Raw genomic sequence first — 23,252 nt, forward strand, 5'->3', positions numbered from 1 at the left:
TTGGGGCCGTTCCCTACGGCAGGCTGTCGCTCCAGTCAGGCCCTGTCCTCGGCACCTCCGTACGTACTCGCTTACGGGGCAACGGAGTTGGCGGCAGGGGCACGATCGTGTCCGGGAGGTCACCGAACGGGCCACGCTGGAAGGAAACCGTGTGAGCCGGATCTCGGTCCGGGGGATCGCGGTGGCTTCGGCCACGGCGGTCACCTCCGTGGGCGCCGTCGTCGGTGTCGCCACAAGCAGCCAGGCGAGCGTGCAGCCCGTCGCCGCCACCGACTCCACCGTCCTCGCGGACATACCCGCCGGTCAGCAGGTCCAGCAGGCGTCCCTGACCCAGCAGGTGAAGGCGCAGTCCGACGCCGCCGACACCGGCACCAGGAAGGCCGCCGAGCAGGCCGCCCGCAAGCAGGCCGCCAAGGACGCCACCGCCCGCAAGGCCGCGGAAGCGAAGGCCGAAGCCGACCGCAAGGCCAAGGCGGCCGCCAAGGCCGCGCTGGTCGTGAAGGCCTCGTACACCGTCGCCGAGGTCCAGGCCATGGCGCAGGCGATCATCGGTGACGCGTCGCAGTACCAGTGCTTCTCCAACATCGTCACCCATGAGAGCGGCTGGAACTACACCGCGACGAACTCCTCCTCGGGTGCCTACGGCCTCGTCCAGGCCCTGCCCGGCTCCAAGATGGCCTCCGCCGGAGCCGACTGGCGCACCAACCCCGGCACCCAGGTCAAGTGGGGCCTGAAGTACATGGACAGCCGCTACGGCAGCCCCTGCGGCGCCTGGTCGTTCTGGCAGGCCAACCACTGGTACTAGCACCGGCCCTTCGGGCGGCCGGTCAGCGGGGCGGGAAGGCGGTCAGGGCGTCCGGCGTGCGCACACCGGTCATCGCCGCATGGCTTGCGCGAGGTCCGTGACCGACACGAGCTGCCGCCCGGTGAGACGGCGCACGTCCCAGATGAGTTCGGCGACACCGGCGGTTGCGGCGTTCGCGGTCGGTGACGCGTCGGGCCCGGGCAGCGCCACGCCGGTCATGGCCTCCAGGTCGTCGCAGGGCACGTCGAGGACCTGGCAGAAGTCGGCGAGGAGCTCGCCGGTCAGCGCCACGGTGCCGCTGCCCACGTGTCCGTAGGTCGCCGCCGACCAGTAGCGGCCCGTGACCTGGAGAAACGTCTGGGCCGTCGCCGTCAAGCCGAGGTTGCGGTTCCGTACCAGGCGCATGAGCAGGGCGCGAGCCGCCGCAGCGCGGGCGGGGTGGGTGGTTCGGACAGGTCGACGGCGCTCGAACCCGGCCGCTGCCGGTGCGCGGCCAGCCGGTGAAGCGCCACGGCGCAACCCTCGTCAGCCGTCATCGCCGCGGGGCTCGCGGCGAGGGCCGGTCCGGGACCGGCGGGAGGTCGGGTTCCACGCGCCCAGTGTGGGGCCGCCGCACCGCGCGGGGAAGAAGGGGGCGGCCCCTCACGATCCCGGCGCGTGCGCGCCGGGATCGTGAGGGGCCGCGGCGGTCAGCGCAGGGACTCGGGCAGGTCCTCGCGGTGGACGATGCCCAGGCGCTGGGTGGCCCGGGTCAGGGCGACGTACAGGTCGCTGGTCCCGAACGCCGAGGGTTCCACGACCAAGACGTGGTCGAACTCGAGCCCCTTGGCCTCGCGGGGGCCGAGCAGCACCACGGGCCGGGTGAGGTCGGGCTCGGCACCGGCCGTGACGCCGTCGAGCGCGGCGGCGATCTCCTCGTGCAGCGCACGCGGCGCGATCACCGCCAGCCGCCCCTCATCGGGGGTCAGTTCCTCGACGGCTCGGGCCACCGCGCCGGCCAGATCCGTACCGGCGTGCCGCGTCCACGGCTTCTCGCCGGTGGAACGCACCGAGCGGGGCGGCTCGAAGGCCGGGTCCTCGGCGCGCACGACCTGTGCGGCCAGGTCCATGACCTCCGCGGGCGTGCGGTAGTTGACGCCCAGCCGCACGTGCTCGAAGCGGTCGCCGACGTACGGAGCGAGGATCTTCTCCCAGGAGCCGACGCCCGCCTCCTCGGAGGTCTGCGCCGGATCGCCGACGAGGGTCAGCGAGCGGGTCGGCGAGCGGCGCATCAGCAGGCGCCACGCCATCGGCGACAGCTCCTGCGCCTCGTCGACGATGATGTGACCGAACGCCCAGGTCCGGTCGGCGGCGGCCCGCTCGGCCGCGCTGCGGTGGTCGGCCTCCTCCTGCCGGTCGGCCATCCGCTCGGCGTCGATGATGTCGTGGGCCGCCAGGACCTCGGACTCCCCGTCCTCGAACTCGAAGGACTCCGAACCGCGCGAGACCTCCAGGACGCCCTGCGCGTAGGCGATCTGCTCCTGGCGCTCGGCCTCGGCGGCGGCCCGTGCGGCGCTGTCGTCGACGCCGAGCAGTTCGGCCGCCTCGTCCAGCAGCGGCACGTCGGCCGGGGTCCACTCGCCGTCGCCGGGGGCGCGGCGGATCGCCTCGGCGTCCCCGTCCGGCAGGTACGCCGGCTCGGCCAGGTAGCCGGCGAGGAATTCCTGCGGGGTGAGCATGGGCCACAGCTCCGCGACGGCCGCCCGCACCTCATGACTGGCGGCGACGCCCTTGCCGAGCTGCGCGAGGTCGTCCGGGCCGAGGAAGTTGGGTCCGCCGTACGGGTCCGCGCCGATGCGGTCGGCGAGCTGCGCGGTGAGGGCGTCGATGACGTGGAACGCGAAGTAGGGCCGGGCCAGGTTGTGCGGCAGGCGCGTCTCGCGGGCGGCCTCACGGGCCTGGTAGGCGATCTCCCAGTCCAGGACGAGTTCGCCGTCGTCGTGGCGGATGACCACCGGCGCCCCGGGCTCGGGCAGCGCCTGGCGGTCGCGCACGGCGAGGGCGAGCGCCTCGGCCATGCCCGCGGCGCCCTTGACGGCCGCCGCGCGCGGGGTGTCGGTGCCGCGGGCGTGGACGCCGGGGAAGAGCTCGGCCTGCGTGGCGAGCATGACGCCGGTCTCACCGAGGGCGGGCAGCACCTCGCCGATGTAGCGCAGGAAGGCCGGGTTGGGACCCACGATCAGAACCGCCCGCTTGGCCAGCAGCTCACGGTGCTCGTACAGCAGGAAGGCCGCCCGGTGCAGCGCGACCGCGGTCTTGCCGGTGCCGGGGCCGCCCTCGACGACGAGGACGCCGCGGTGCGGGGCGCGGATGATGCGGTCCTGGTCGGCCTGGATGGTCCGCACGATGTCGGCCATGCGGCCGGTGCGGGCCGAGTTGAGGGTGGCCAGCAGCACGGCGTCGCCGGTGCGGTCCTCGAAGCCGCTGCGGTCGTCGTCCTCGAGGTCGAGGATCTCGTCGTGCAGTTCGGTGACCCGGCGGCCCTCGGTGCTGATGTGCCTGCGCCGGCGCAGACCCATGGGGGTGTGCCCGGTGGCGAGGTAGAACGGCCGGGCGACCGGTGCGCGCCAGTCGATCAGGAGCGGGGTGTGGTCGGTGTCGTCCTCACGGATCCCGATGCGGCCGATGTGGTGCGCGGCGCCGCCGGTGAGGTCGATACGGCCGAAGCACAGCGAGCCGTCGACCGCGTTGAGGGCGGCCAGCAGCCCGGACCGCTCGGCGACGAGGACGTCGCGCTCGAGACGGGCCTGCATCCCACTGCCCACCGGGGACAGCGCGTCGTCGACGTGCCGGGCGGCGACACCGCGCAGCGTGTCGACCCGCTCGTAGAGCCGGTCGATGAATTCCTGCTCCTTCTGCAATTCGACTCTTTCGCGAGTTGACACATTCGCTCCCTGTCGGATACGCTGTTACCAGTGGCCCCCGGTGAGGGGCCGTTTCTGTGCGCGCACAGAAACACTCAATATACGTGAGGAAATCCCCGTACCGCAATTGCGGTACGGGGATTTCGTGCGTTCGGGGCGGAGCCTGGGCCTCGGCGCTCTGACGTTGCCGGGACGCTCCCGCGGCGGGCTCCGACGCCGGCGCGCAAAAGAAAGGGAAAGGAGGTCGTCCACCCCAATCCGTTCCCAACGTATAGCGCACCGGGGGGCTTGCGGCAAGGCCCCGCGGGTGCCGCAGAATCGCCCGCCGTGACCGGAATTCGGGGCATGGGGAGGCGCGAAGTGCTTGTGCTGTTGTCGGTATACGGATCATTGGGGTCCGTCGAGCCGCTGGTGGCGGCCGTGGGGACGGCCTTGATCGCGGGAGCGGTCGGGCGCGGCACGACAGGAGGTGCCTGACACCATGGCCGACCACCACCTCGCCGCCCTGGCCTATCTGTCCTGGAACCCGTCCGCACCCGCGGACGTCCTGCTGCGGCTGCTCAAACACGACGACCCGGCGATCAGGCGGAACGTCGTCCAGCGCAGAGGGCTGCCCGTGGAGGTGGTCGACGCGATCCTCGCGGACCCCGACCGGTCGCTGCGGATGGATTTCGCGACGAGCGAGAACGCGGACCCCGCCCAGCGGGGCCGCCTCCTCGACGATCCCTCGCCGAGGGTGATCCTGGTCATGGCGGTGGGCCCGACGCCGTACAGAAAGCGCGTGGAGCCCCTGCCCGATTGGGCGTACGAACGTCTCCTCGCCCACCCGGACGGCCGGATCCGCCGCGAGACCGTCACCTCGCACGCCGTGCCCGCCCACCTGCTGGCCGGACTGGCGGACCATGCGGACGGCCCGCTGCGCAAGGCGGCCTGCCGCGCGTGGGACACACTCACCGACGACGCCAGGGAGGCACTGCTCCACGACGAGGACCTCGACGTGCGACGCGCCGCGGCCCTGCAGGTCTGCCGCCAGGACACCGAACGCACCGCCTGGCTCGTGGAGAGCCTCGCGAACTCCTGGCACCGGGAAACGGTACTGCGCCACGGCATGCTGGGCCGCGAGCTCGCCGAACGCCTCGTCGCCGAGGACGACCCGGGGGCCGTCGCCGCCAACCCCTGCCTCCCGCCGGACCTCGTCCGGCGGCTGGCCGACCACCCGGATCCACGCGTGCGTCTGGCCGTCTCCGCCAGGCCGGAACTGACGGAGCGGGAGCGCGCGGCCATCGACTACACCGTGGGCCCCGAGGACCGCCTGGGCGTGCTGGACTGGGTGTGGGACGCCCGGAACGACCCGGAGGTCCTGCGGCGGTGCGCGACCTCCGCGCACACATGGCTGCGCCGCAGCGCCGCCGTGTGCCCCGGCCTGGAGCCCGACCTCGTCGAACTGCTCTCCCGGGACGAGGACTTCGCCGTGCGGCTCCTGCTGTGCGAGTTCCACCCGGAGCCGCCGCCGGAACTACTGCTGGACCTGTACCTCCACGGCAGCCACCGGGCGGTGATGATGCTGGCCGCCCACCCTCGGTTCCCCGCCGCCGGCCTCGCGGCGCGCTTCGCGGACTCGACGGACCCCGAGGAACGCCGTCTCGCGCTGACCGACCCGGACCTGCCCGCGGAGACCCTGGCGGAGTTCACCCGCGACCCGGCACGGCGACGGGCGGCGGCCCGCCATCCGCGGGTTCCCGTACCGCTGCTCCGCGAACTGCTCGACGACCCCGAGACGGCCTGTGCGGCCGCCGGCAACCCGAGTCTGCCGGCGCGGGACATGCACCGGCTCCTCGACGGGGCGGGAGTTCCCGCCTAGCCGCACAACGCCCTTGGCGACCGGGCGGTACGCCCGGTCGCCAAGGGGGACTGCACTGCGGCTGCCTGGAAGGCGGAGCTAGTTCGAACCTCGCTTCACCTGGCGGAGCAGGACGAATCCCGCGATCGCCAGGACCGCTCCGAGGCCGGCCGGCCACAGGTTGGTCCCGGTGTCGGCCAGCCCGCCGTTGATCGCCTGCTGACCGGCCTGTCCCGCGGGGCTCGGGGCGAACGCGCCGGGGGCGGGCGTCTGCTGGACCGGCGCCGCCGACTGCTGCTCCTGCTGTCCGCCCTGCTCGCCGTGGTGCTCGTGGCCGCCGGCGGGCGGGGTGGCCGTGTCGTCCTGGTCCGCCGGAGGCGTGGAGTCGGCCTTGGGCGTCACCGTGACGGGGGTGTCGGGGGTGTCGCCGCCTCCGTTCTGGCCGTCGTCCGGGGTGTCCGCGGGGGGCTGCTCGTCACCGGGGTTGTCGTTGCCCCCGTTGCCGGGCTCCTCCCCGCCGGGGTTGTCGTTGCCCCCGTTGCCGGGGTTGTCATTCCCGCCGTCGCCGGGCTCCTCCGCTCCGTCCTCCCCGGGGCCGCAGGTGCGGCCCTGGTTGATGCAGTCGGCGACCTCCTGCATCAGGTCCTCGTCGAAGATGTTGATGAAGTCGCCGTGGTCGGTGACCGGCTTGTGCAGGTTCTCGGGGAAGGAGTCCACGGCGAACAACGGCACCGTCTTGCCGCCGTCCTGGACGCTCGGCGCCTTGACGTCGTACACGATGCGCTGGACCAGCTGCGGGATGGCCTTGAAGCCCTGCGGGCAGTTGCCGCCCGCGTCGGCGAACGCGACGTGGGTGCGGTGGTTGGCGCTGTCGACGTTCTGGCCGTCCCAGCAGCTCTGGAAGCGGAAGGTGCGGACCACGTCGCTGCCGTCGGGGCAGAGCGGGTACCTGTCCTTCAGCTGCCGGTCCTCAAGTCCTGTGCAGCTCCAGGAGGCGTTGGCGTTGGCCGGCCCGTTGACGAACGCCTTCGCGTCGCCCGTGATGATGCGCAGCAGCCGCGGCATGGGCGTGACCTTGCTGACGGGGTTGCCGACGAACGTGAGCGTGACCTGCTTGGGGGTCACGATCTTGCCGGCGTTGCCCTCGGTGCCGCCGCCGGGCGCCTGGGCGTCCCGCTCCACGGTGCCGTCCTGCACGCGCAGCACGGGCCAGTAGTACGACGACCTGTCGCCCTGGTCCTTGCAGCTCGTCTCGGCCTTGGCGAGATCGTCGATCGTGGCGAGTCCGTTGTTGGACTGGTTGCCGACGTAGTCGTGGAAGTGGTGGGCACCGTTGGTCACTCCGGGGGCGACGATGATGTTGTCGGAGTTGAACAGACCGCCCGCGTTGACACCGCATTCGGAGGAGAACGTGCCGGAAGAGGCGTCCGACGGCTGCGGGCCGCGCGGCGCGTTCGGGTTGACGCTCATGATGTCGGCGAAGTCCGCCACGACGGGGCCGTTGCCGCCCTGCCCGCCGCCTGGCTGTGCGCCGCCCTGGTCGCCCTGTCCGGCCTGGCCGTTCTGGCCGCCGTCACCCGTGGACGGCTGCGGGCTGCCCTGCTGGCCCTCCCCTCCCTCCTGACCCTGCTGGCCTTCCTGGCCCTGCTGACCCTCCTCGGCGCTGGTGGAGCGGACCGCCGTGCACCCCGCGAGGCCCTCGACACCCTGCGGGGGGTCCCCCACGCGGTCGATGGCCTGCAGGATGCGCGCGATGGTCGCGGCGCGCTTGTCCTTCAGCGGGCCCAGGATCGCGTTGTCCACGAAGCCGGGGTCCTGCTGCTGGGCTGCCGACGTCTCCTTGAGCCTCTGGTAGGCCTCGGCTGTCTGCTGGTCCAGCAGCGCGAGTTCCTTGTCGACGTCCCCCTTCGCCTGCTCGGGCACGGAGGTCAGCGCCGTGCCGACGTCGGGGCAGTCGACGGTGTACGCCTGGCCCACGGGGGCCGCCTGGGCCGATTCCCCCTCGGTCGCCGAGGCGAACACGTTCGCCGTGACCAGGACTCCACCTCCCAGCATCAGGGCGACGGCTACAAAGCTGCCGCTCCGTGTGCCGGTAGCACGTCTGCGCGAATTGCGTACCAAGGAAACCCTCCTGCGCGCCTGATGATTGGCGGCCTGAACACGACAAGCCATCGACACATACGGACGCCACCCCGGGAGTGTTCAACCGCCCCGGAAATTCACAGGAGTTACGGGTCAGGACCACGGCCGCCCAGGCCGGGGCCCGGTGGCCGCACGCCACCGGGCCCGGCCGGCGCGAACCCCTCACCAGGTGTGGGCCACGTCGACCACCACGCGGTCCGGCAGCTGGAACACGCGGAACGGCAGCCGGGCCCGGACCCCCAGGCCCACCTGCGTGTCGCCCTCGAAGCTCGAGGCGAACCTGGCGTCCCGGAAGGTCCGGTAGCCCGTCAGGTCGACGCCCGGCAGCGTCCGGCCCGCCCGTCCCGGGTAGGTCGCGGCGCCGGTCTCCGGGTCGTACGAGGGGGCGGCCACCCGGATCTCGATGATCGCCCCGCCGGAGACGGGTATGACCCGGCCCGAGCCGTCCTGGTGGACGGCGTCGACGTACTGCACGGTGTAGCCGATGGCGTCCGTGCCGGCGGTGGGCACGTCGAACACCACGCGGTCGTAGCAGTCGTGCCTGCCGGTCCTGATGTCCCTCAGCGCCCCGAGGTCGGCGTCCGTCGCGGACTTCGGGAGGCTGCCCCAGCCCGTCGGGCACGCCGCCGCGGGCGCCGTGGCCACCGTGGGCGCCGCGGTCACGGCGGGCGCCGCCACGGCCACCCCCGCCACCGCCATCACCAGGGCTGCCGGCACCAGCCCGAATCGCTTCTCACGCATCGTTCCCCCTTGCATCGCGGCTCCTGCTTCCTTGCCATGTACGACATGCCGGTCAAGGATTTGGTTGTGCGGGGCGCCCCGGAACGGGCTCTTCTGCCCGGACTTGCCGCGCCGGCCGCCGGGAGATCCGGATGCCGTCCGCCGACGGCGGTGGCAGGGTGATCCCATGCCCTTCCTGCGCTGCCGGATCGTCCGGCGGGTCGACGACGAGCCCCGGCCCGTTCACGGACACCCACGACCGGCAGTGGGTCTTCGTCGAGAAGTCGGCCGTCGTCTCCGAAGCGCATCTGTCCTCCGGCTCCCGCTACCCGGTCGACGCGGGCATCCTTTGCGACACCCTGAACGGCGACGCCGAGGACACCCCGGGCACGGTGAGGATCTCCCTCTCGCCCTGGGGGCCGGCATCCGTCGAAGGCCACACCGAGTTCGACGTGCGACCCGGCCAGTTGTCCGCGACCGCGGTGTCCGCCGCGCCGCCGTCGCCCTGACGGCCCCGCGTCAGCCGCCGGTACGGGGGAACCCCGTCTCCAGGACGTCTGTGACCGCGGCCAGGGTGGCGTCCGACGGGGAGCGCAGGCACACGTCGACGCGCACCTCGAAGGGCTTGCCGTACGCGGCCGAGCGGCCCTGGCCCCAGGCGAGGATCTCGGTGTCGCCCCGCAGTGTCCGGCAGCCCTTGCCGGCCGGCACAGGCTCGCCCATGGTGAGGGGCGCCGCGAGGCCCGCCTTGCCTGTCACGACCGGCCGGAACGCCATCAGCACCCCGTTCCGTTCGAGTTCCTTCACCGGTTCGCAGTCGGGCAGCACCTCGTCGGCCAGGGCCGGGCAGGAGCCGCGTGGCGGCCGGCTGAGGGGCTGCGAGGCGACGAAGGCCGTGGCCTTGGCGCCCTCGCCGACGGACAGGCTGTGCCAGCCCCGCGGCACGCGCAGGGTCAGGGCGGTCTCGTCCAGGAGGCGGACCGTGACGAGGGCCTGAGTGGATTGCGGCGAGGGCGTCGCGGCGGGCAGGACGTGCCGCCGCTCCGGGGCGGCGGCCGGGGACCGGGCGTCGCCCGCCGGCCGCAGCCCCGGCACGAGGGCCACGCAGGCGACGGCCGCGGCCACCGCCGTGACCGCGCCGGCGGCTGTGGCGCGGCGCCGCCTGCGGCGCCGCACGCGCCGCCGGATCTGCGTCATGCGGTCGGTGGGGGTGGCGGGCCGCGGCACCCCGTCGCGCAGGAGGCGGCGCAGCACCTGTTCCGTGTCGTGCCACTGCTCGTCAGGCGCGGCGCGCATGTTCGTCACTTCCCTCCACCCGCCGGGACGTCTGCGCGTCGGCCGGCGCCCTGCGTACGTGCACCTGGGGATTCTCCCCGCCGGTTGCGCGCCGGGGAGAATCCCTCACCCCTGTTCCAACCAGGTGGGGCGCCGTTCGGTTGCCCCCGGAACACCGGCCCTTCACCCGGCCCCCTCCCCCGAGCGGGACGATGGTTCCGCCTACGCCGCCCCGGGGGTCGGCGAACCCCGTTTGCCGGCCTGCGGTCCCCATCGCGCGGCGCGTAGTCTTGCCAGATGGTGCAGAGCAGTGCCGCGGACGTCGTCGGCTACCTCTCCGAGGTCCCGGAGGAACGCCGGCGGGCGCCGGCCAGGCTGCGCGAGCTGTGCCGGGCGGAGCTGACGGGGTTCGACGAGGTGATGGCGTACGGCATGCCCGCCTACGAGCGCGCGGGAGCGGCAGAGATCGCCTTCGCGAGCCAGAAGCGGTACATCTCCTTCTACGTCATGCGCGGCGACGTCCGCGCCGCCTTCGAGGACGGCCTCGCCGGACGGGACGTGGGCAGCAGCTGTCTTCGGTTCCGCACGCCCGAGAGCATGGACGTCGACCTGCTGCGCGATCTGCTGAGGGCCACCGCGGCCGTTCCCGGGGGGAGCACGACCGGTGAGTGACGACGACCGCCGCTGGGCGTGGGGGTGGCACGGGCCCCTCAACATCGCGGCGATGCATCTGAGCGGTGTGCTCCTCGTGGTGGGCTGCTCCGCGCTGCTCTCCGCGAGCGGTCCGGACCTCTCCTACGGTCAGACCTTCGTGCTGCTGCTGTGGCTCGTGACCGTCCACATCCTCGTGCAGATCCCGGTCGGCGCCGTGGCCTCGCGCTGGGCGGCCCGGGGCCGTGCCCGCGGGGCGGGCACCGTCGCCGTCGCCGCCGCGGGAGCGCTCACCTGGGTGCTCGGTCTGCTCGCCGGCTTCGGCTCCGGGATCGCGCCGCCGTTCCTGTGGTGGCAGACCTGGGCGAGTCTGTGCGTGTCCCTGGGCGCCTACGTCTGGCTCTGCACTCTGCGCCGTTCAACCGTCGGCCGCCTGGCCGGCCGCGTCAGGTCGTGGGCCGGGTTCGCCGACCTGTGGCTGATGCTGCGTCTGCACCGCGGCCGGTGAGCACCGCCCCGCCGGCCGGGGTGACGGGTGGCGGGGCGGTGCGCTCGGGCCCTGGTCATTCCTCGGTGGGCCCCAGGTCGGGGGTGTCGCGCAGGTCGACCGTCGCGCGGGCGGTCGCGTGGAGTTCGAGGACGACGAGTTCGTTCGTGCCGGGCCGCAGGACCGGGCCGGGCACGTAGAGGCGGCGCTGGGGGCCGCGCGACCAGTGGCGGCCGAGAGCGAAGCCGTTGACCCAGGCGTTGCCCTTGGTCCAGCCGGTCAGGTCCAGGTACGTGTCGGCGGGTCCCTCGGCCTCGAACTCCCCGCGGTGGAACGTGGGCCCCACGGGCTGCGGGCCGCCGGTGGTGAAGGTCAGGCCCGACAGGTCGTCCAGGGGCAGGGGTGTGCTGCTCCAGCCGGTCAGTTCGGTGCCGTTCGCGGTGACGGCTCCGGTGAGGCCCTTGCGGTCGTGGATGCCCTGCCCGTAGTTGACGCGGCCCTGGTTCTCGACGAGGACGGTCAGCCTCGCCCCGCCGTCGGGCACGGTGACGGCGAGGGCGGCCTCGTGCTGTTCGCGTTCGAGGACTCCGGCGGCGCCGCCGTCGAGGAAGACCTGCGCCCGGTCCGCGATCCCGGCGAAGTGCAGCAGGGTGGGGCCGGGTTCGCGCAGCTCGGTCTCGTACAGCACAAAGCCGAAGTCCTGGCCGAGTTCCTCCATGGTCAGCGGGCGCGGCCCGGTGACCGCCTCGCCGAGACGGCCGGCGGAGCCGAGCAGCGGGGTGTTCCCGGTGAGCCGGACGCCGAGCAGGTTGAGCTTCTTGGACGGCTCCGGCAGGGGCTCGTCGGGGACGGTGGTGTGCCGGGCGAGGACGTCGCGGAAGGCGAGGTACTTGGGGGTGATGTCGCCGGCCTCGTCCAGGGGCGCGTCGTAGTCGTAGGAGGTGATGGTGGGGCGGTAGGTGTGCTTGTCGTTGGCGCCGTTGGTGAAGCCGAAGTTGGTGCCGCCGTGGAACATGTACAGGTTGACGCTGGCACCGGCCGACAGCAGTTCGTCGAGGTCGGCGGCGGCCGACCCGGCGTCGCGGACGACGTGCACGCCGCCCCAGCGGTCGAACCAGCCGTTCCAGAACTCGGTGCACATCAGCGGCCCGTCGCCCTGCTGCTCGCGCAGCGCGGCCAGGCCCTGTGCGGGGCGGCTGCCGAAGTTGACGGTGCCGAGCACCCCGGGGATGCTGCCGCGGGCCAGGTCGGCGGGCTGGTCGCAGGTGAACAGGGGGACGTCCACGCCGCCCTGCCGCAGCCGCTGCTGAAGGTGTGTCAGGTAGGCGGGGTCCTCCCCGTAGGCGCCGTACTCGTTCTCGACCTGCACCGCCAGGACGGGTCCTCCGTTGGTGGCCAGGTAGGGGACGACCAGCGGCAGCAGCCGCTCCAGGTAGTCGTCGACCGCCTCCAGGTAGCGGGGGTCGGCGGTGCGCAGCCGGATGCCGGGGGTCGCGAGCAGCCAGGACGGCAGTCCGCCGCCCTCCCACTCGGCGCAGATGTAGGGGCCGGGACGCAGCAGTACGTGCAGGCCCTCCTCCTGGGCGAGTTCCAGGAAGGCGGGCAGGTCCAGGCCGTCGTCGCCGCGGAAGGTCCGCGGCCGCGGCTGGTGGAGGTTCCACGGCACGTAGGTGTCGACGGTGTTGAGTCCGAGCAGTCGTGCCTTGCGCAGCCGGTCGCGCCACTGACCGGGGTGGACGCGGAAGTAGTGCAGGCCACCGGAGATGATGCGGAACGGCTCGCCGCCGAGGCGGAATTCGTTCCCTTCGATCCGCAGTGCGGGCATGGGCCGTGCTCCTCCAGTGGAGTGGGTTTCTGGTGCGTGCGGTGCGGTCACGGGGTGTGCGCCGATGCGGGGCGGGGATCCCCGTGACGGGATGTTTGCGTTGCCATGGCGGGGTAAGGGGTGGGGGGAGGTGCCCTCGGTCGGGGGTGCCGTCAGCGGCTCCGCGGCGGAGGGGCCGCGGTGCTGCCGCGCACGACCAGACTGGTGGGCACCAGCGTGGTGCCCCGCTCCGCCTCGTCGTTGCGGATCTGCCGCAGCACACCGTCGACGCAGCGCCGGCCGACCTCGGCGAAGTCCTGGTGGATCGTCGTCAGCGGCGGCATGTACGAGGCGGCCTCGGGGATGTCGTCGAAGCCCACGACGCTGACGTCCTCCGGCACCCGCCGGCCGTGCTCGCTCAGCGCGCGCAGCAGCCCGAGGGCCATCTGGTCGTTGGCGACGAACACCGCCGTGCAGCCGGGGTCCGCGGCGATCCGCAGCCCCGCCGCGTAGCCGGACTCCGCGGACCAGTCGCCCCGCAGCAGCGGCGGCACCTCGCGCCCGGCCGCCTCCAGCGCCGCCCGCCAGGCACCCACCCGGCGCTCGGCGGCGAACGACTCCTTCGGCCCCGCGATGTGCCGCACCGTGCCGTGGCCGAGGCCCAGCAGGTGCTCCACCGCGGCCCGGGCACCACTGGCCTGGTCGGTGTCGACCACGCAGTAGCGGTCGCCGGCGTCGGAGTCCACCACGACCACGGGCGCGGTCGGCGGCAGCGCCACCGTCATCGCGTCCAGCAGATGGACCTCCATGATCATGACGACGCCGTCCACGGCCAGCTCACCGAGCCGGGTGAACGCCCCCTGGACCCCGTCCCGCGTGGGCGCGGTCACCGGCAGCAGCGTCGTGGCGTAGCCTTCGCGGGCCGCGGAGGAGGCCACGGCCTCCAGGGTGCGCATGTTGCCCGTGCTGGAGAGGTTGAACAGGATGACGCCGATCGTGCGGAACTCGCCCCGCTTGAGGGCGCGGGCCGCGCTGTTGGGCCGGTAGCCGAGCTCCTTCATCGCCACCAGCACCTGCTGCCGGGTCTCCTCCAGCACCCCGGGGAAGCCGTTGGAGACCCGGGAGACGGTCTGCGCCGAGACGCCCGCCAGCTTGGCGACGTCGGCCATCGACGCACCGCGCCGCCGCCGCTGCGCGCCCGCCGCCGAGCTCTGTCCGGTCCCGTCCACGTGCGTCGTACACCTCATACGTTTCACAGCCGTTGGTGGTCAGAATTCTAGGGGGACCAAGCCCCGCGGACCGGCGGTCCGCGGGCCCCCGGGCCGGCGCCGCCGCCCCCGCCGAGGGGAGCGGCACACGCCGGCCGAAGGACGCGACGAAAGCTCAGCCGCCGACGCTGAAGCCCTGGTCCTTGCCGTACTTGACCGAGGCGTCCTGCCACGTGCCGAGGGCGTCGGACAGCGGAGTGGAGGACACGTAGGCCTTGCCGACGGTGTCGTTGAAGACCGAGTTGGCGTACACCTGGTACGGCAGGTACGACCAGCCCTTGACGACGTTCCCGGCCGACTTCGCGAAGATCTCGTTGGCCTTCTGGCCACCGAAGTAGGGGAACTCGGTGTCCAGGAACGCCTGCGAGTTCAGGTCCGCGGTCGTGGCCGGGAAGGCGCCGCCCTTGATGCGGGCCTGCACACCGGCGTCCTTGTTCGCGTACTTCACGAAGGCGTAGGCCAGCGGCTTGTCCTTGGCCGCCTCCATCACCGCCAGCGAGCTGCCGCCGTTCTCCGCGCTGGCGGTCTGCCCCGCCTGCCACTGCGGCAGCGGCGCGGCGCGCCAGTCACCGGACGCGGAGGGCACGCCGGAGACGAAGTTGGCGGGCATCCAGGCACCCGTCGACAAAGTCGCGATGGTCCCGTCGGCCAGGCCCTTGTACCACTGGTCGCTCCAGGACGCGATCGGCGCGAGGAGCTTCTCGGAGATCAGCTTCTGCCAGACCTCGGTGAACTTCCTGGTGCCCGCGTCACCGAAGTCGACGTTCACCTTGGTGCCGTCCACCGTGTACGGGTGGCCGCCGGCCTGCCAGATCAGGCTGGTGACGAACCCGGCGTCACCGGTGTCGTTGGTGATGTACGCCTTCGGGTCGGCCTTGTGCAGCGCGCGGGCCGCGGTCAGGTACTCGTCCCAGGTCGTGGGGACCGCGATCTTGTGCTTGTCGAGGACCTTCTTGTTGAAGAACATCGCCATCGGCCCCGAGTCCATCGGCAGCGCGTACACCCCGCCGTTGACGGCGACGGAGTTCCACGGACCCGGCGAGTACGCCTTGGACAGGTCCTTGGCGCCGTACGCGCTCAGGTCCGTGACGGACTTGCCGAGCGCGAACTGACTCAGCGCGTAGTACTCGATCTGCGCCACATCCGGCGCCCCGGAACCGGCCTGCACCGCGTTCTGCAGCGCCGTGTACTGGTCGTTGCCCGTGCCCGCGTTGACCAGCTTCACCTTGACCTTGGGGTACTTCGCCTGGAAGTCGGTGACCACCTGCTTCAGCGTCGGCTCCCACGCCCACACCGTCACCGTGCCGCCCTTCTTCAGCGCCGCCTCGACGCTGCCCGTGTCCGCGGCCTTGGCGCCCGAGCCGGAGTCGTCGGAGGAGCCGCAGGCGGTCAGGGACAGCGCCGCCGCGCAGAGCACGGCGATCGCCTGCGCCGAACGGCGCAGTGGCTGGTTCGTCATCGCATCTCACTTCGTTGTGGTGATGGTCCGCGGCACCGCCCGTAGCCGCGGCACAGCTGTGCCGGGCGGCGGACCGCAGGGGGGATGGGTACGGCGCCGCGGCGGCGCCGGTGATCATTCCTTGACGCCGCCCGCGGCGAGCCCGGTCTGCCAGAAGCGCTGCAGGAGGAGGAAGGCCGCGACCAGCGGCACGATGGTCAGCAGCGAGCCGGTGACCACCAGGTTGAACACCGGCTGCCCGCCCGCGGTGGCGGCCTGGGCGTTCCAGGCGTTCAGGCCCAGGGTGAGGGGGTACCAGTCCGGGTCCTTGATCATGATCAGCGGCAGGAAGTAGTTGTTCCACGTCGCGACCACGGTGAAGAGCAGCACGGTGACGATGCCGGGCCCCAGCAGCGGCAGGCCGATCCTGAAGAAGGTGCGGATCTCCCCCGAGCCGTCGACCCGGGCGGCCTCCAGCAGCTCGTCGGGGATCGCCTCGGAGGCGAAGACCCACATCAGGTAGAGACCGAACGGCGAGATCAGCGAAGGCACGATCACCGCCCACGGGGTGTTCGTCAGGCCCATCTTGCTGAACATCAGGAACGTCGGCACCGCCAGCGCGGCACCCGGAACGGCGACCGCGCCGATCACCACCGCGAAGACCCCCCGCCTGCCCGGGAAGTCGAACTTCGCCAGGCCGTAGCCGCCCAGCACGGCCAGGAACGTCGCGCCGCCCGCGCCCAGCGCCACGTACAGCAGGGTGTTGAGCAGCCAGCGGACGAAGATGTGGTCGTTGTAGGTGAGGGTCTGCTGGATGTTGTCCCACAGCGCGAAGTCACCGCTGAACCACAGCCCGAAGGAGTCCAGCAGGCTCTTCTGGGTCTTGGTCGCGCTGATCAGCAGCCAGGCCAGCGGGACCAGGGTGTAGATCGCGACCAGGGCGGTCAGGACGGTGAGCAGGACACTGCGCCGGGGCCGGTCGGAGGAGTGCCGCCGGCCCGCGGGGCGCTCGGACGGTGCGGCGCCGCGACGCCCGCGCCACGCGCCGGCGGTGGCCGCCCGGCCGTCCGCGCCGGTGCCCGCCCCGGTGTCTGCCTGGGTGCTCGCCTGGGCCATCGTCAGGCCTCCTTGCGCATGCCGCGCAGCTGCACGACGTAGGCGATGATCATCGTGACGACCCCCATGACGATCGCGACGGTCGCCGCGTAGTTGTGCTGCTGCCCGGAAAAGGACAGCGAGTAGGTGTAGAGGTTCGGTGTGAAGTACGTCGTGATGGCGTTGGGCGCCAGTGGCTTGAGGATGCTGGGCTCGTTGAACAGCTGGAAGCTGCCGATGATCGAGAAGATCGTCGCGATGACCAGGGCCCCGCGGATCGCCGGGATCTTGATCGAGGTCACGATCCGCAGCCGGCTCGCGCCGTCGATCTCCGCCGCCTCGTACAGGGAGCGCGGCACGACGTGCAGCGCCGAGTAGAAGATCAGCATGTTGTAGCCGACGAACTCCCAGGTCACGATGTTGCCGATGCTCGCCAGCACCAGGCCGGGCGAGAGGGGGTTCGGCAGCGAGACGCCGAAGGCGTCGTTGATGTCGGCGACCAGGCCGAAGCGGTCCCCGTACATGAAGCCCCACATCAGCGTCGCCACGACGGCCGGGACCGCGTACGGCAGGAAGATCGTGATCCGGAAGAACTTCCGGCCGTGCAGCCGCCCGCTGTCCAGCGCCAGCGCGACCAGCAGCGCGACGCACAGCATGATCGGGACCTGCACGGCGAGGAACAGCGCGACGCGCCCCAGGCCGGACCAGAACTGGCCGTCCTGGAAGGCCTGGACGTAGTTGTCCAGCCCGACGAAGGAGGTCCCGCCGATCAGGCGGTCACGGAACAGGCTCAGGTAGACCGAGTAGCCGATCGGCGCCAGGAAGACCAGCGCGAAGACGACCATGAACGGCGCCACGAAGCCCCATCCCAGCCAGCGCCGGCCCCGGCGTCCTCGGGGGGGAGCAGCCCGGCCGGTACCCGGTGGCGGCGGTATGGCAGCCATGTTCCCATCCTTCACGTCGTCGTGCGGGATCCCGCCGCAGAGGGGGGATCGGGATGGTTGCGTAAACATCAGCGAACGGAGTCGGCGCACGTTTACGCAAACATTTGATGGACGCGATGGTGACACCAGCCATCACGACACGTCAAGGGCCCTCACGCGGTTCCTCCCCGAGCCGGCCCCGCACCACCGTTCCCGCACGTCAACAGCCCTTTGCCCACGACGAGTCGGCCGCCGCCGGCCTGCCCGGCGGACCGGCGGCGGCCGGCGCTCACTCCGTACGCAGCCCGTCCGCCCGCATCATCCGCCACAACGCCGGAAGGCTCAGCGACGTCACCACCAGCACCGCCGCCGCACCGATCCCCGCATACGGCAGGAACACCCACCAGTCCCGCACCGGCTTCACCACGATGCCCAGCATCACCCTGCCCAGCACCAGCCCGCCCGCGATCGCCACGACCGTACCCGCCAGCACCGGCACCGCCGTCTGCCACAGCACCGACCACGCCAGCGTCCTGCGCCGCGTACCGAAGGCCACCAGCACCGACAGCAGCCGCCGGCGCTCCCTCAACTGCTCGATCAGCGCCACCAGCATCCCCGCCGCGATCAGCACCACCGTCAGCGTCCCGCCGACCCGCAGACCGGTCTGCACACTCGAGTACTGCCGGTCACGCTCCACGTTCACCAGCCCGGACACCCGCAACGCCGGATCCAGCCGCGCCGCGGCATTGCGCAGATGCTCCGCCGCGTCCGTCACACCGTGGTCGATCGCCACGTACGCGGACGTCGACGCCTGCGGCAGCCGGTACCCGGCCAGCGCCCCCGGAGTCGCCAGGATGCCGTCATGGACGTCCCCCACCGGGTCCCGCACCGCCACCACCGCACGGGCCGACTCCGGCAACGTCCACACCTCGCCCTTCGCGGCATCCCCGTACATGCCGCCGAGATCGAACTCCCGGCCCGGCCGGGCGACCTCGTCCGTCAGCAGATTCGCCTCCCGGGCACGGCCCGACGACCCCCGCTGACGGGCCACGAACGTGTCACCGTCACGGCACGAGGGCAGCGCCGCCAGCGACCGCAACGTCGCACAACTCGCCACCGTGAGCGCGGTGACCGACCCCGGCCCGGCACCGGCGTCCACACGGCTCACATACGACTCGACCGTCGCGACCACCCGCCGCACACCCTCGACCCGCCCGAACTCCCCGGCCATCCGCTCCGCCAGCGCCGGCGCACCCGCGCTCCCCGAAGCCGTCGCGACACTGAAGTCCGGCCGCACGACATCGGCACGAGCGGACGAGGCGCCGGCCGCCGCCGGGGACGACGACGCGAAGTCCTCCTGCATACCGCCGAACACCATCTGCAGCGCGATCGCCCCGGCCACCGCCACGGTGATACCGCTGACCGCCCGCGACGCCGTCCCACTGTTCAACTGCAGGCGGCGCACCGCGAGCTGCCACGCGACCGGTCCCCCGCGCAACCGCCGCACCACCGCCTCCACCAGCCACGGCAACAGCCCGGTCAGCCCGACCAGGAGCAGCACCGCACCCAGCGCGATCGGATACACACCGCCCGACCCCAACTCCTCCTCCGCCGACCCCGTCCACGTCAGCACGGCGACGCCGACCACAGGAGCCACCAGCCGCCACCACAACCGGCGCGGACGCAACGCGGCATGCCGCACCACCCCCAACGGCTCGATCACCACCGACCGCAGCGCCGACTGCGTGACCAGTACCGCCCCCACCAGGATCGCCACCACGATCAGACCCGCCGGCAACGGGTCGGGGGCGACGTCCGCCGGGAAGGCGCTCACGTCCCACAAGCGCACCGATCCCGCCAGCCCGCGCGCTCCCAGGAACAACCCGGTACCGACCAGCAACCCCAGCACGGCGCCGAACAGCGCCTCACCCGCCGCGATACGGCGCGTCATGGCGACGTCCGCACCCACCAACCGCAGCGCGGCCAGCCTGCGGTCCCTGCAGTCCCCGCCGAAACGGACGGCGGTGGCAACGAAGACACCCACCGGCACCAGCAGGACGACACAGATCAGGACGACCAGGACCACCAGCCTCGGGTCGAAACGACCCGAGCCCGGATCATGGCCGTACCCGGCGGACCTGATCGCACCCCCGCTCCTGGAGAGCGTGTCGCTGCCGGCGTAGAAGCGCAGCTCACCGGGCTCGAGCAGACCCCGGTCCGCGATGGACCCGATGATGCGGTAATCGAGCCGCTCCTTGAGCAGGGCACCGGACGGCGAGTCCAGAATCCCGCGCAGGGCGGGCGAGACCACCATCTCCCCCGGCCCCGGGATCCGCGCGACACCCGGTGGCGGCGGAGCCCCGGGACCGTCCGGGCGCAGCAACTGCCCGCCCACGGCGTCACCGCGGAACTCGGTGGCGGCGTCGAGCCAGAGGAACGTCGTCTCCCCGCGCCGCACCGACACCTCGCTCTCGAAGTTCGGCGTCTCGCGTGCGTGACCGCGCGCTTCGCGTCCGTCGAGGATGTTCGGCACCGCTGCCGCGAGGAACAGCAGGGCCACACCGAGTCCGACGCCCACCGCGGTCAGCGCCGTGCGGATCCACCCCTCACGGCCTCCGGAGCCCGCCAGTCGCACGCCGAGCCCCAGGTCTCCGAGCGCCGAGCGGAGCCGCCCCGGCCCACCGCCGGCACGTTGACGGCTCATGCGCGACCTCCCGCGCAGGGTATGCCGTCGTGCGTCACGAATCGGCGGGAGCGTGACGCGGCCTCGGGTGGCGCCAGGGGAAGGGGCAGCGGGAGCGGGTCGAAGAGCATACGGTGAATATACATGCCGTCTATACACTGCATGTCTACCCGCAATGTGTCATCACAGTGTGCTCGCCGTTCCGGCTCAACTCCTCCATCCGCCATGGCATCCGCGCTGCTCAGATCGGCACTGCGGAAGGCTTGGGGACCAGTTGGGGACCACACCCGGAGGATGGGCCGGACAGTGGCAAGAGTGTCGATGTTGGTGACGGTGGGGCGAACCCCTGGGGCCGCCCGCATGCGGCGGGCCGCCCCTGCTATGCGTTCTCGACCTTCGCATTACTCCAGGCGGTGGTGCGCGACGCACTTGACCATCGAGGTCAGCCCCGGCCTGGGACGGCCGGGTCCGGCTCGAGAGGGCCCGGGCCTCGACGGGCCTGCCCGTGGGCCCCGCTGCCCGCCGGCCTCAGGACGCCCGCCGTTCTCCTGGCCGATACCGGCAGGTGGGACGCCCGTTCCCCGGTGGGGCCACGGTGCCGGGCCGAAGGCGGCGAACACCGCTCAATGATGTGGACTCGCCAAGATCCCCTGCCGTAATGTCCTCCTGCCCGCCGTTCGGCGCGCACGTCTCCATGCCGTGTCCCTGGGGGGATCCCATGTCGTTCAGCCCTGTCGGGCCGCCACCCGGCGCTCAGTACCCCGCCCCGTACCCCGCGCCCGCCGGGCCCCCGGCGACCACAGCCGTGCTCCGTTCGCCGCTCGGCCTCGCGACCGCGGTGGTGGTGCTCCTGTCGCTGGTCATGGCCGCCGATGCCGTAGACATCGTCGCGGAGGCCAGTCGCTACGCCCTGATGGACACGGCGGTCGGGGACGTACTCGCCACCGTCGACCAGTCCGCCCTGAACCGCTCCGACGTGTGGATCGGTGTCGCGGCGGCACTGCAGTTGCTCACGTTGGCGGGGGCGGGCGTCCTCTTCGTCATCTGGTTCCACCGGGTCCGCACCAACGGCGAGGTGTTCGCCCCCAACGGATTCGAGAAGGGCCGCGGGTGGGCGATCGGCGGCTGGTTCATCCCGATCGCCTTCTTCTGGATCCCGTCCAAGATCGCCAGGGAGACCTGGGTCGCCAGCTCCCAGACCACCCAGGACGGCCGCCTGCGGCCCGCCGACTCGGGTCCCGTCGCGTACTGGTGGGCGGCGTGGGTGGGCGGCCAACTGCTGGACCTGCTTGCGGCATTCGTCACCAACGAGAACTCCGTGTACGCCGACGACCTCCGCGACGCCGCCGGCTTCGCCATCGCCGTGGACGCCGTGGACATCCTGGCCGCGGTCCTCGCCATCGTGTTCGTCCGCAAGCTGACGGCCATGCAGCACCGCAAGGCCACGGAGGGCCCGTTCGCCCTGTCCTGACCCGACCCCGGCCGCGCGCCGGTCACCCGTCGGCGACGCGTCGGGCGCGTGCGGGTGGCGTGTCAGTGCGCGGTCAGCGCCCTGTCAGCGGGGGCAGGCAGTGTGCGGGCATGGACACCGTCACCGCGGAGAGATCCGCCCCGCCCGTTCCCGCCCGCCGGCCCCGCACCGCGGACTCCGCGCGTTCCGCGCCGGCCGCGTTCGTGCGCTTCGCCCTGTGCGGCGGCGGGGTCGGACTGGCGTCCTCCGCGGTGCTGCTGGTGCTCTCGGGGCCGGTGCCGTTCGCCCTGGCGAACGCCGGCGTGACAGTGGCCTCGACGGCGCTGGCCACCGAGCTGCACGCGCGTTTCACCTTCGGCGGGGGCCGCGCCGGGCGGCGGGCGCACCTGGAGTCGGCGCTGACGGTCGTGGTCTGCTACCTGTTCACCACGGCCGCGATGCTGCTCCTGCAGGCGGTGTGCGCCGCCCCCGGCGTACTGCTGCGGCAGTCGGTCTACTTGGCGGCCTCCGCGCTGGCCGGCTTGGGCCGCTTCTTGGTGCTCCGCGCGGTGGTCTTCGCCCGGTGCGGCGGCGCCTCGTCGGTGTGGCGCAGCGACGCGGCGTACATCTCGTCGGGGTCGAGCCGGCGCAGTTCCTCGGCGATGAGGTCGGCGGTGGGCCGGACCTTCAGCGCGAGGTGCCGGCTGGGCTGTCCGGGAATGGTGAGGGTGGCCAGCGGGCCCTCGGGGCGGTCGATGGTGATGTCGCCGTCCGGGGTGCGCAGCCGTACCGCGGTGACGACCGGGCCGTCGGTGACGACGCGGTCGACGGGGACGCGGAGGCGGTTGCCGAGCCAGCGGGCGAGGAGTTCGGCGCTGGGGTTGTCGGCCTCGCTCTCGACGGCGGCCGAGGTGACCGTGGCCCGGGCCTGGTCGAGCGCGGCGGCGAGCATGGAGCGCCACGGTGTGAGCCGGGTCCAGGAGAGGTCGGTGTCGCCGGGGGTGTAGCCGGCGGCGCGGGCCTCCAGCTCCTCCATGGGCCGCTCGACGGCGTACGCGTCGGTGATCCGGCGCTGCGCCAGCGCGCCGAGGGGGTCGGCGGCGGGGTTCGCGGGGGCGTCGACGGGCCACCAGACCACCACGGGGGCGTCGGGCAGCAGCAGCGGCAGGACCACGCTGTGGGCGTGGTCGGCGAGTTCGCCGTGCAGGCGGAGCAGGACGATCTCGCCGGTGCCGGACTCGCCGCCGACGCGCACCTCGGCGTCGAGGCGGGCGCTGCGCCGGTCCCGGGGGGAGCGGCCGGGCCGCTTGATGACGACCAGGATGCGCGAGGGGTGCTCGCGCGAGGCGTCGGATGCGGCCTTGAGGGCGTCGTAGTGGTTCCCCTCGTCGGTGACGATGACAAGGGTGAGCACCATGCCGACCGCCGGGCTGCCGATGGCCCTGCGGGCCTTGATCAGCGCCGAGTTGATCTTGCTTGAGGTGGTCTCGGTCAGATCGATGTTCATGGCCGGCGCCAGCTCCTGCCGTCTCGTGCGAGCATCTCGTCCGCCGCCTTCGGACCCCAGGTNCCNGCGGTGTACTGCTCGGGCNTGCCGTGCCGGTCCCAGTACTCCTCGATCGGGTCCAGGATCCGCCAGGACTCCTCGACCTCCTGGTGCCGGGGGAAGAGGTTGGCGTCGCCGAGCAGGACGTCCAGGATCAGCCGCTCGTAGGCCTCCGGGCTGGACTCGGTGAAGGACTCGCCATAGGCGAAGTCCATCGTCACG

At 72.4% G+C, this 23,252-nt stretch carries 18 protein-coding genes and 1 pseudogene; 6 read left to right on the forward strand and 13 right to left on the reverse strand.

The window, feature by feature from the left end:
- The first annotated feature begins 151 nt into the window (after positions 1-151).
- On the forward strand, positions 152-805 hold the full coding sequence (locus B085_RS0122800) for a transglycosylase SLT domain-containing protein (RefSeq protein ID WP_018560909.1): 654 nt from the start codon (positions 152-154) through the stop codon (positions 803-805).
- A 69-nt stretch (positions 806-874) separates the two neighbouring features.
- Here B085_RS0122800 and B085_RS43495 read toward each other — a convergent pair whose 3' ends face one another.
- Both B085_RS43495 and B085_RS0122810 read right to left on the reverse strand, forming a co-directional pair.
- Positions 875-1,210, reverse strand: a complete 336-nt coding sequence (locus B085_RS43495) for a hypothetical protein (RefSeq protein WP_158689808.1) — start codon at positions 1,208-1,210, stop codon at positions 875-877.
- Between the two features lie 284 nt (positions 1,211-1,494).
- The gene (locus B085_RS0122810; RefSeq protein WP_018560911.1) at positions 1,495-3,705 is read right to left on the reverse strand and encodes a HelD family protein; all 2,211 of its coding nucleotides are present in this window, start codon (positions 3,703-3,705) and stop codon (positions 1,495-1,497) included.
- Positions 3,706-4,189: 484 nt separating this feature from the next.
- Between B085_RS0122810 and B085_RS0122815 the strand changes: the two genes are divergently transcribed.
- Positions 4,190-5,569 (forward strand): hypothetical protein, encoded by a 1,380-nt coding sequence (locus B085_RS0122815; protein WP_018560912.1) that lies wholly within the window; start codon positions 4,190-4,192, stop codon positions 5,567-5,569.
- Between the two features lie 78 nt (positions 5,570-5,647).
- On the opposite strand, the gene B085_RS0122820 is transcribed toward B085_RS0122815, so the two are convergent.
- Both B085_RS0122820 and B085_RS0122825 read right to left on the reverse strand, forming a co-directional pair.
- The gene (locus B085_RS0122820) at positions 5,648-7,603 is read right to left on the reverse strand and encodes a DUF1996 domain-containing protein (protein WP_018560913.1); all 1,956 of its coding nucleotides are present in this window, start codon (positions 7,601-7,603) and stop codon (positions 5,648-5,650) included.
- Between the two features lie 249 nt (positions 7,604-7,852).
- Positions 7,853-8,431, reverse strand: coding sequence for an AMIN-like domain-containing (lipo)protein (locus B085_RS0122825; RefSeq protein WP_018560914.1), 579 nt, complete (start codon positions 8,429-8,431; stop codon positions 7,853-7,855).
- A 158-nt stretch (positions 8,432-8,589) separates the two neighbouring features.
- Between B085_RS0122825 and B085_RS0122830 the strand changes: the two genes are divergently transcribed.
- Entirely contained in the window at positions 8,590-8,919 is a 330-nt protein-coding gene (locus B085_RS0122830; RefSeq protein WP_161275784.1) for a hypothetical protein, read from the forward strand.
- 10 nt (positions 8,920-8,929) lie between these two features.
- Here B085_RS0122830 and B085_RS49475 read toward each other — a convergent pair whose 3' ends face one another.
- Complete coding sequence (locus tag B085_RS49475; protein WP_018560916.1) at positions 8,930-9,706, reverse strand: hypothetical protein; 777 nt, start codon at positions 9,704-9,706, stop codon at positions 8,930-8,932.
- A gap of 276 nt (positions 9,707-9,982) precedes the next feature.
- On the opposite strand from B085_RS49475, the gene B085_RS0122840 reads away from it, so the two are divergent.
- Both B085_RS0122840 and B085_RS0122845 read left to right on the forward strand, forming a co-directional pair.
- Positions 9,983-10,357, forward strand: coding sequence for an iron chaperone (locus tag B085_RS0122840; RefSeq protein WP_018560917.1), 375 nt, complete (start codon positions 9,983-9,985; stop codon positions 10,355-10,357).
- On the forward strand, positions 10,350-10,844 hold the full coding sequence (locus tag B085_RS0122845; protein ID WP_018560918.1) for a hypothetical protein: 495 nt from the start codon (positions 10,350-10,352) through the stop codon (positions 10,842-10,844). Before B085_RS0122840 ends, B085_RS0122845 begins: the two co-directional genes overlap by 8 nt.
- Positions 10,845-10,899: 55 nt before the next feature.
- On the opposite strand, the gene B085_RS0122850 is transcribed toward B085_RS0122845, so the two are convergent.
- The 6 genes from B085_RS0122850 to B085_RS0122875 form a co-directional block, all read right to left on the reverse strand.
- The gene (locus B085_RS0122850) at positions 10,900-12,648 is read right to left on the reverse strand and encodes a glycoside hydrolase family 35 protein (protein WP_018560919.1); all 1,749 of its coding nucleotides are present in this window, start codon (positions 12,646-12,648) and stop codon (positions 10,900-10,902) included.
- A gap of 152 nt (positions 12,649-12,800) precedes the next feature.
- Entirely contained in the window at positions 12,801-13,856 is a 1,056-nt protein-coding gene (locus B085_RS0122855) for a LacI family DNA-binding transcriptional regulator (RefSeq protein ID WP_018560920.1), read from the reverse strand.
- Positions 13,857-14,010: 154 nt separating this feature from the next.
- The gene (locus B085_RS0122860; protein WP_018560921.1) at positions 14,011-15,354 is read right to left on the reverse strand and encodes an ABC transporter substrate-binding protein; all 1,344 of its coding nucleotides are present in this window, start codon (positions 15,352-15,354) and stop codon (positions 14,011-14,013) included.
- 114 nt (positions 15,355-15,468) lie between these two features.
- Positions 15,469-16,449: a carbohydrate ABC transporter permease gene (locus B085_RS0122865; RefSeq protein WP_018560922.1), complete on the reverse strand. Its 981-nt coding sequence runs from the start codon at positions 16,447-16,449 to the stop codon at positions 15,469-15,471.
- 2 nt (positions 16,450-16,451) lie between these two features.
- On the reverse strand, positions 16,452-17,372 hold the full coding sequence (locus B085_RS0122870) for a carbohydrate ABC transporter permease (RefSeq protein WP_026251333.1): 921 nt from the start codon (positions 17,370-17,372) through the stop codon (positions 16,452-16,454).
- A 268-nt stretch (positions 17,373-17,640) separates the two neighbouring features.
- Entirely contained in the window at positions 17,641-20,055 is a 2,415-nt protein-coding gene (locus tag B085_RS0122875; protein WP_018560924.1) for an ABC transporter permease, read from the reverse strand.
- A gap of 697 nt (positions 20,056-20,752) precedes the next feature.
- Here B085_RS0122875 and B085_RS43505 point away from each other — a divergent pair.
- Entirely contained in the window at positions 20,753-21,505 is a 753-nt protein-coding gene (locus B085_RS43505) for a DUF4328 domain-containing protein (RefSeq protein WP_158689809.1), read from the forward strand.
- 493 nt (positions 21,506-21,998) lie between these two features.
- Here the strand turns inward: B085_RS43505 and opcA are convergent, their stop codons facing one another.
- Together opcA and B085_RS0122895 are read right to left on the reverse strand one after the other, a co-directional pair.
- Positions 21,999-22,991 (reverse strand): glucose-6-phosphate dehydrogenase assembly protein OpcA, encoded by a 993-nt coding sequence (gene opcA, locus B085_RS0122890; RefSeq protein WP_018560927.1) that lies wholly within the window; start codon positions 22,989-22,991, stop codon positions 21,999-22,001.
- Positions 22,988-23,252: pseudogene (locus tag B085_RS0122895) on the reverse strand (glucose-6-phosphate dehydrogenase); the annotation flags it as partial. The pseudogene B085_RS0122895 and the gene opcA, both read right to left, overlap by 4 nt.

Origin of the sequence: Streptomyces sp. BoleA5, assembly GCF_000373665.1 — a bacterium.
GTDB lineage: Bacteria > Actinomycetota > Actinomycetes > Streptomycetales > Streptomycetaceae > Actinacidiphila.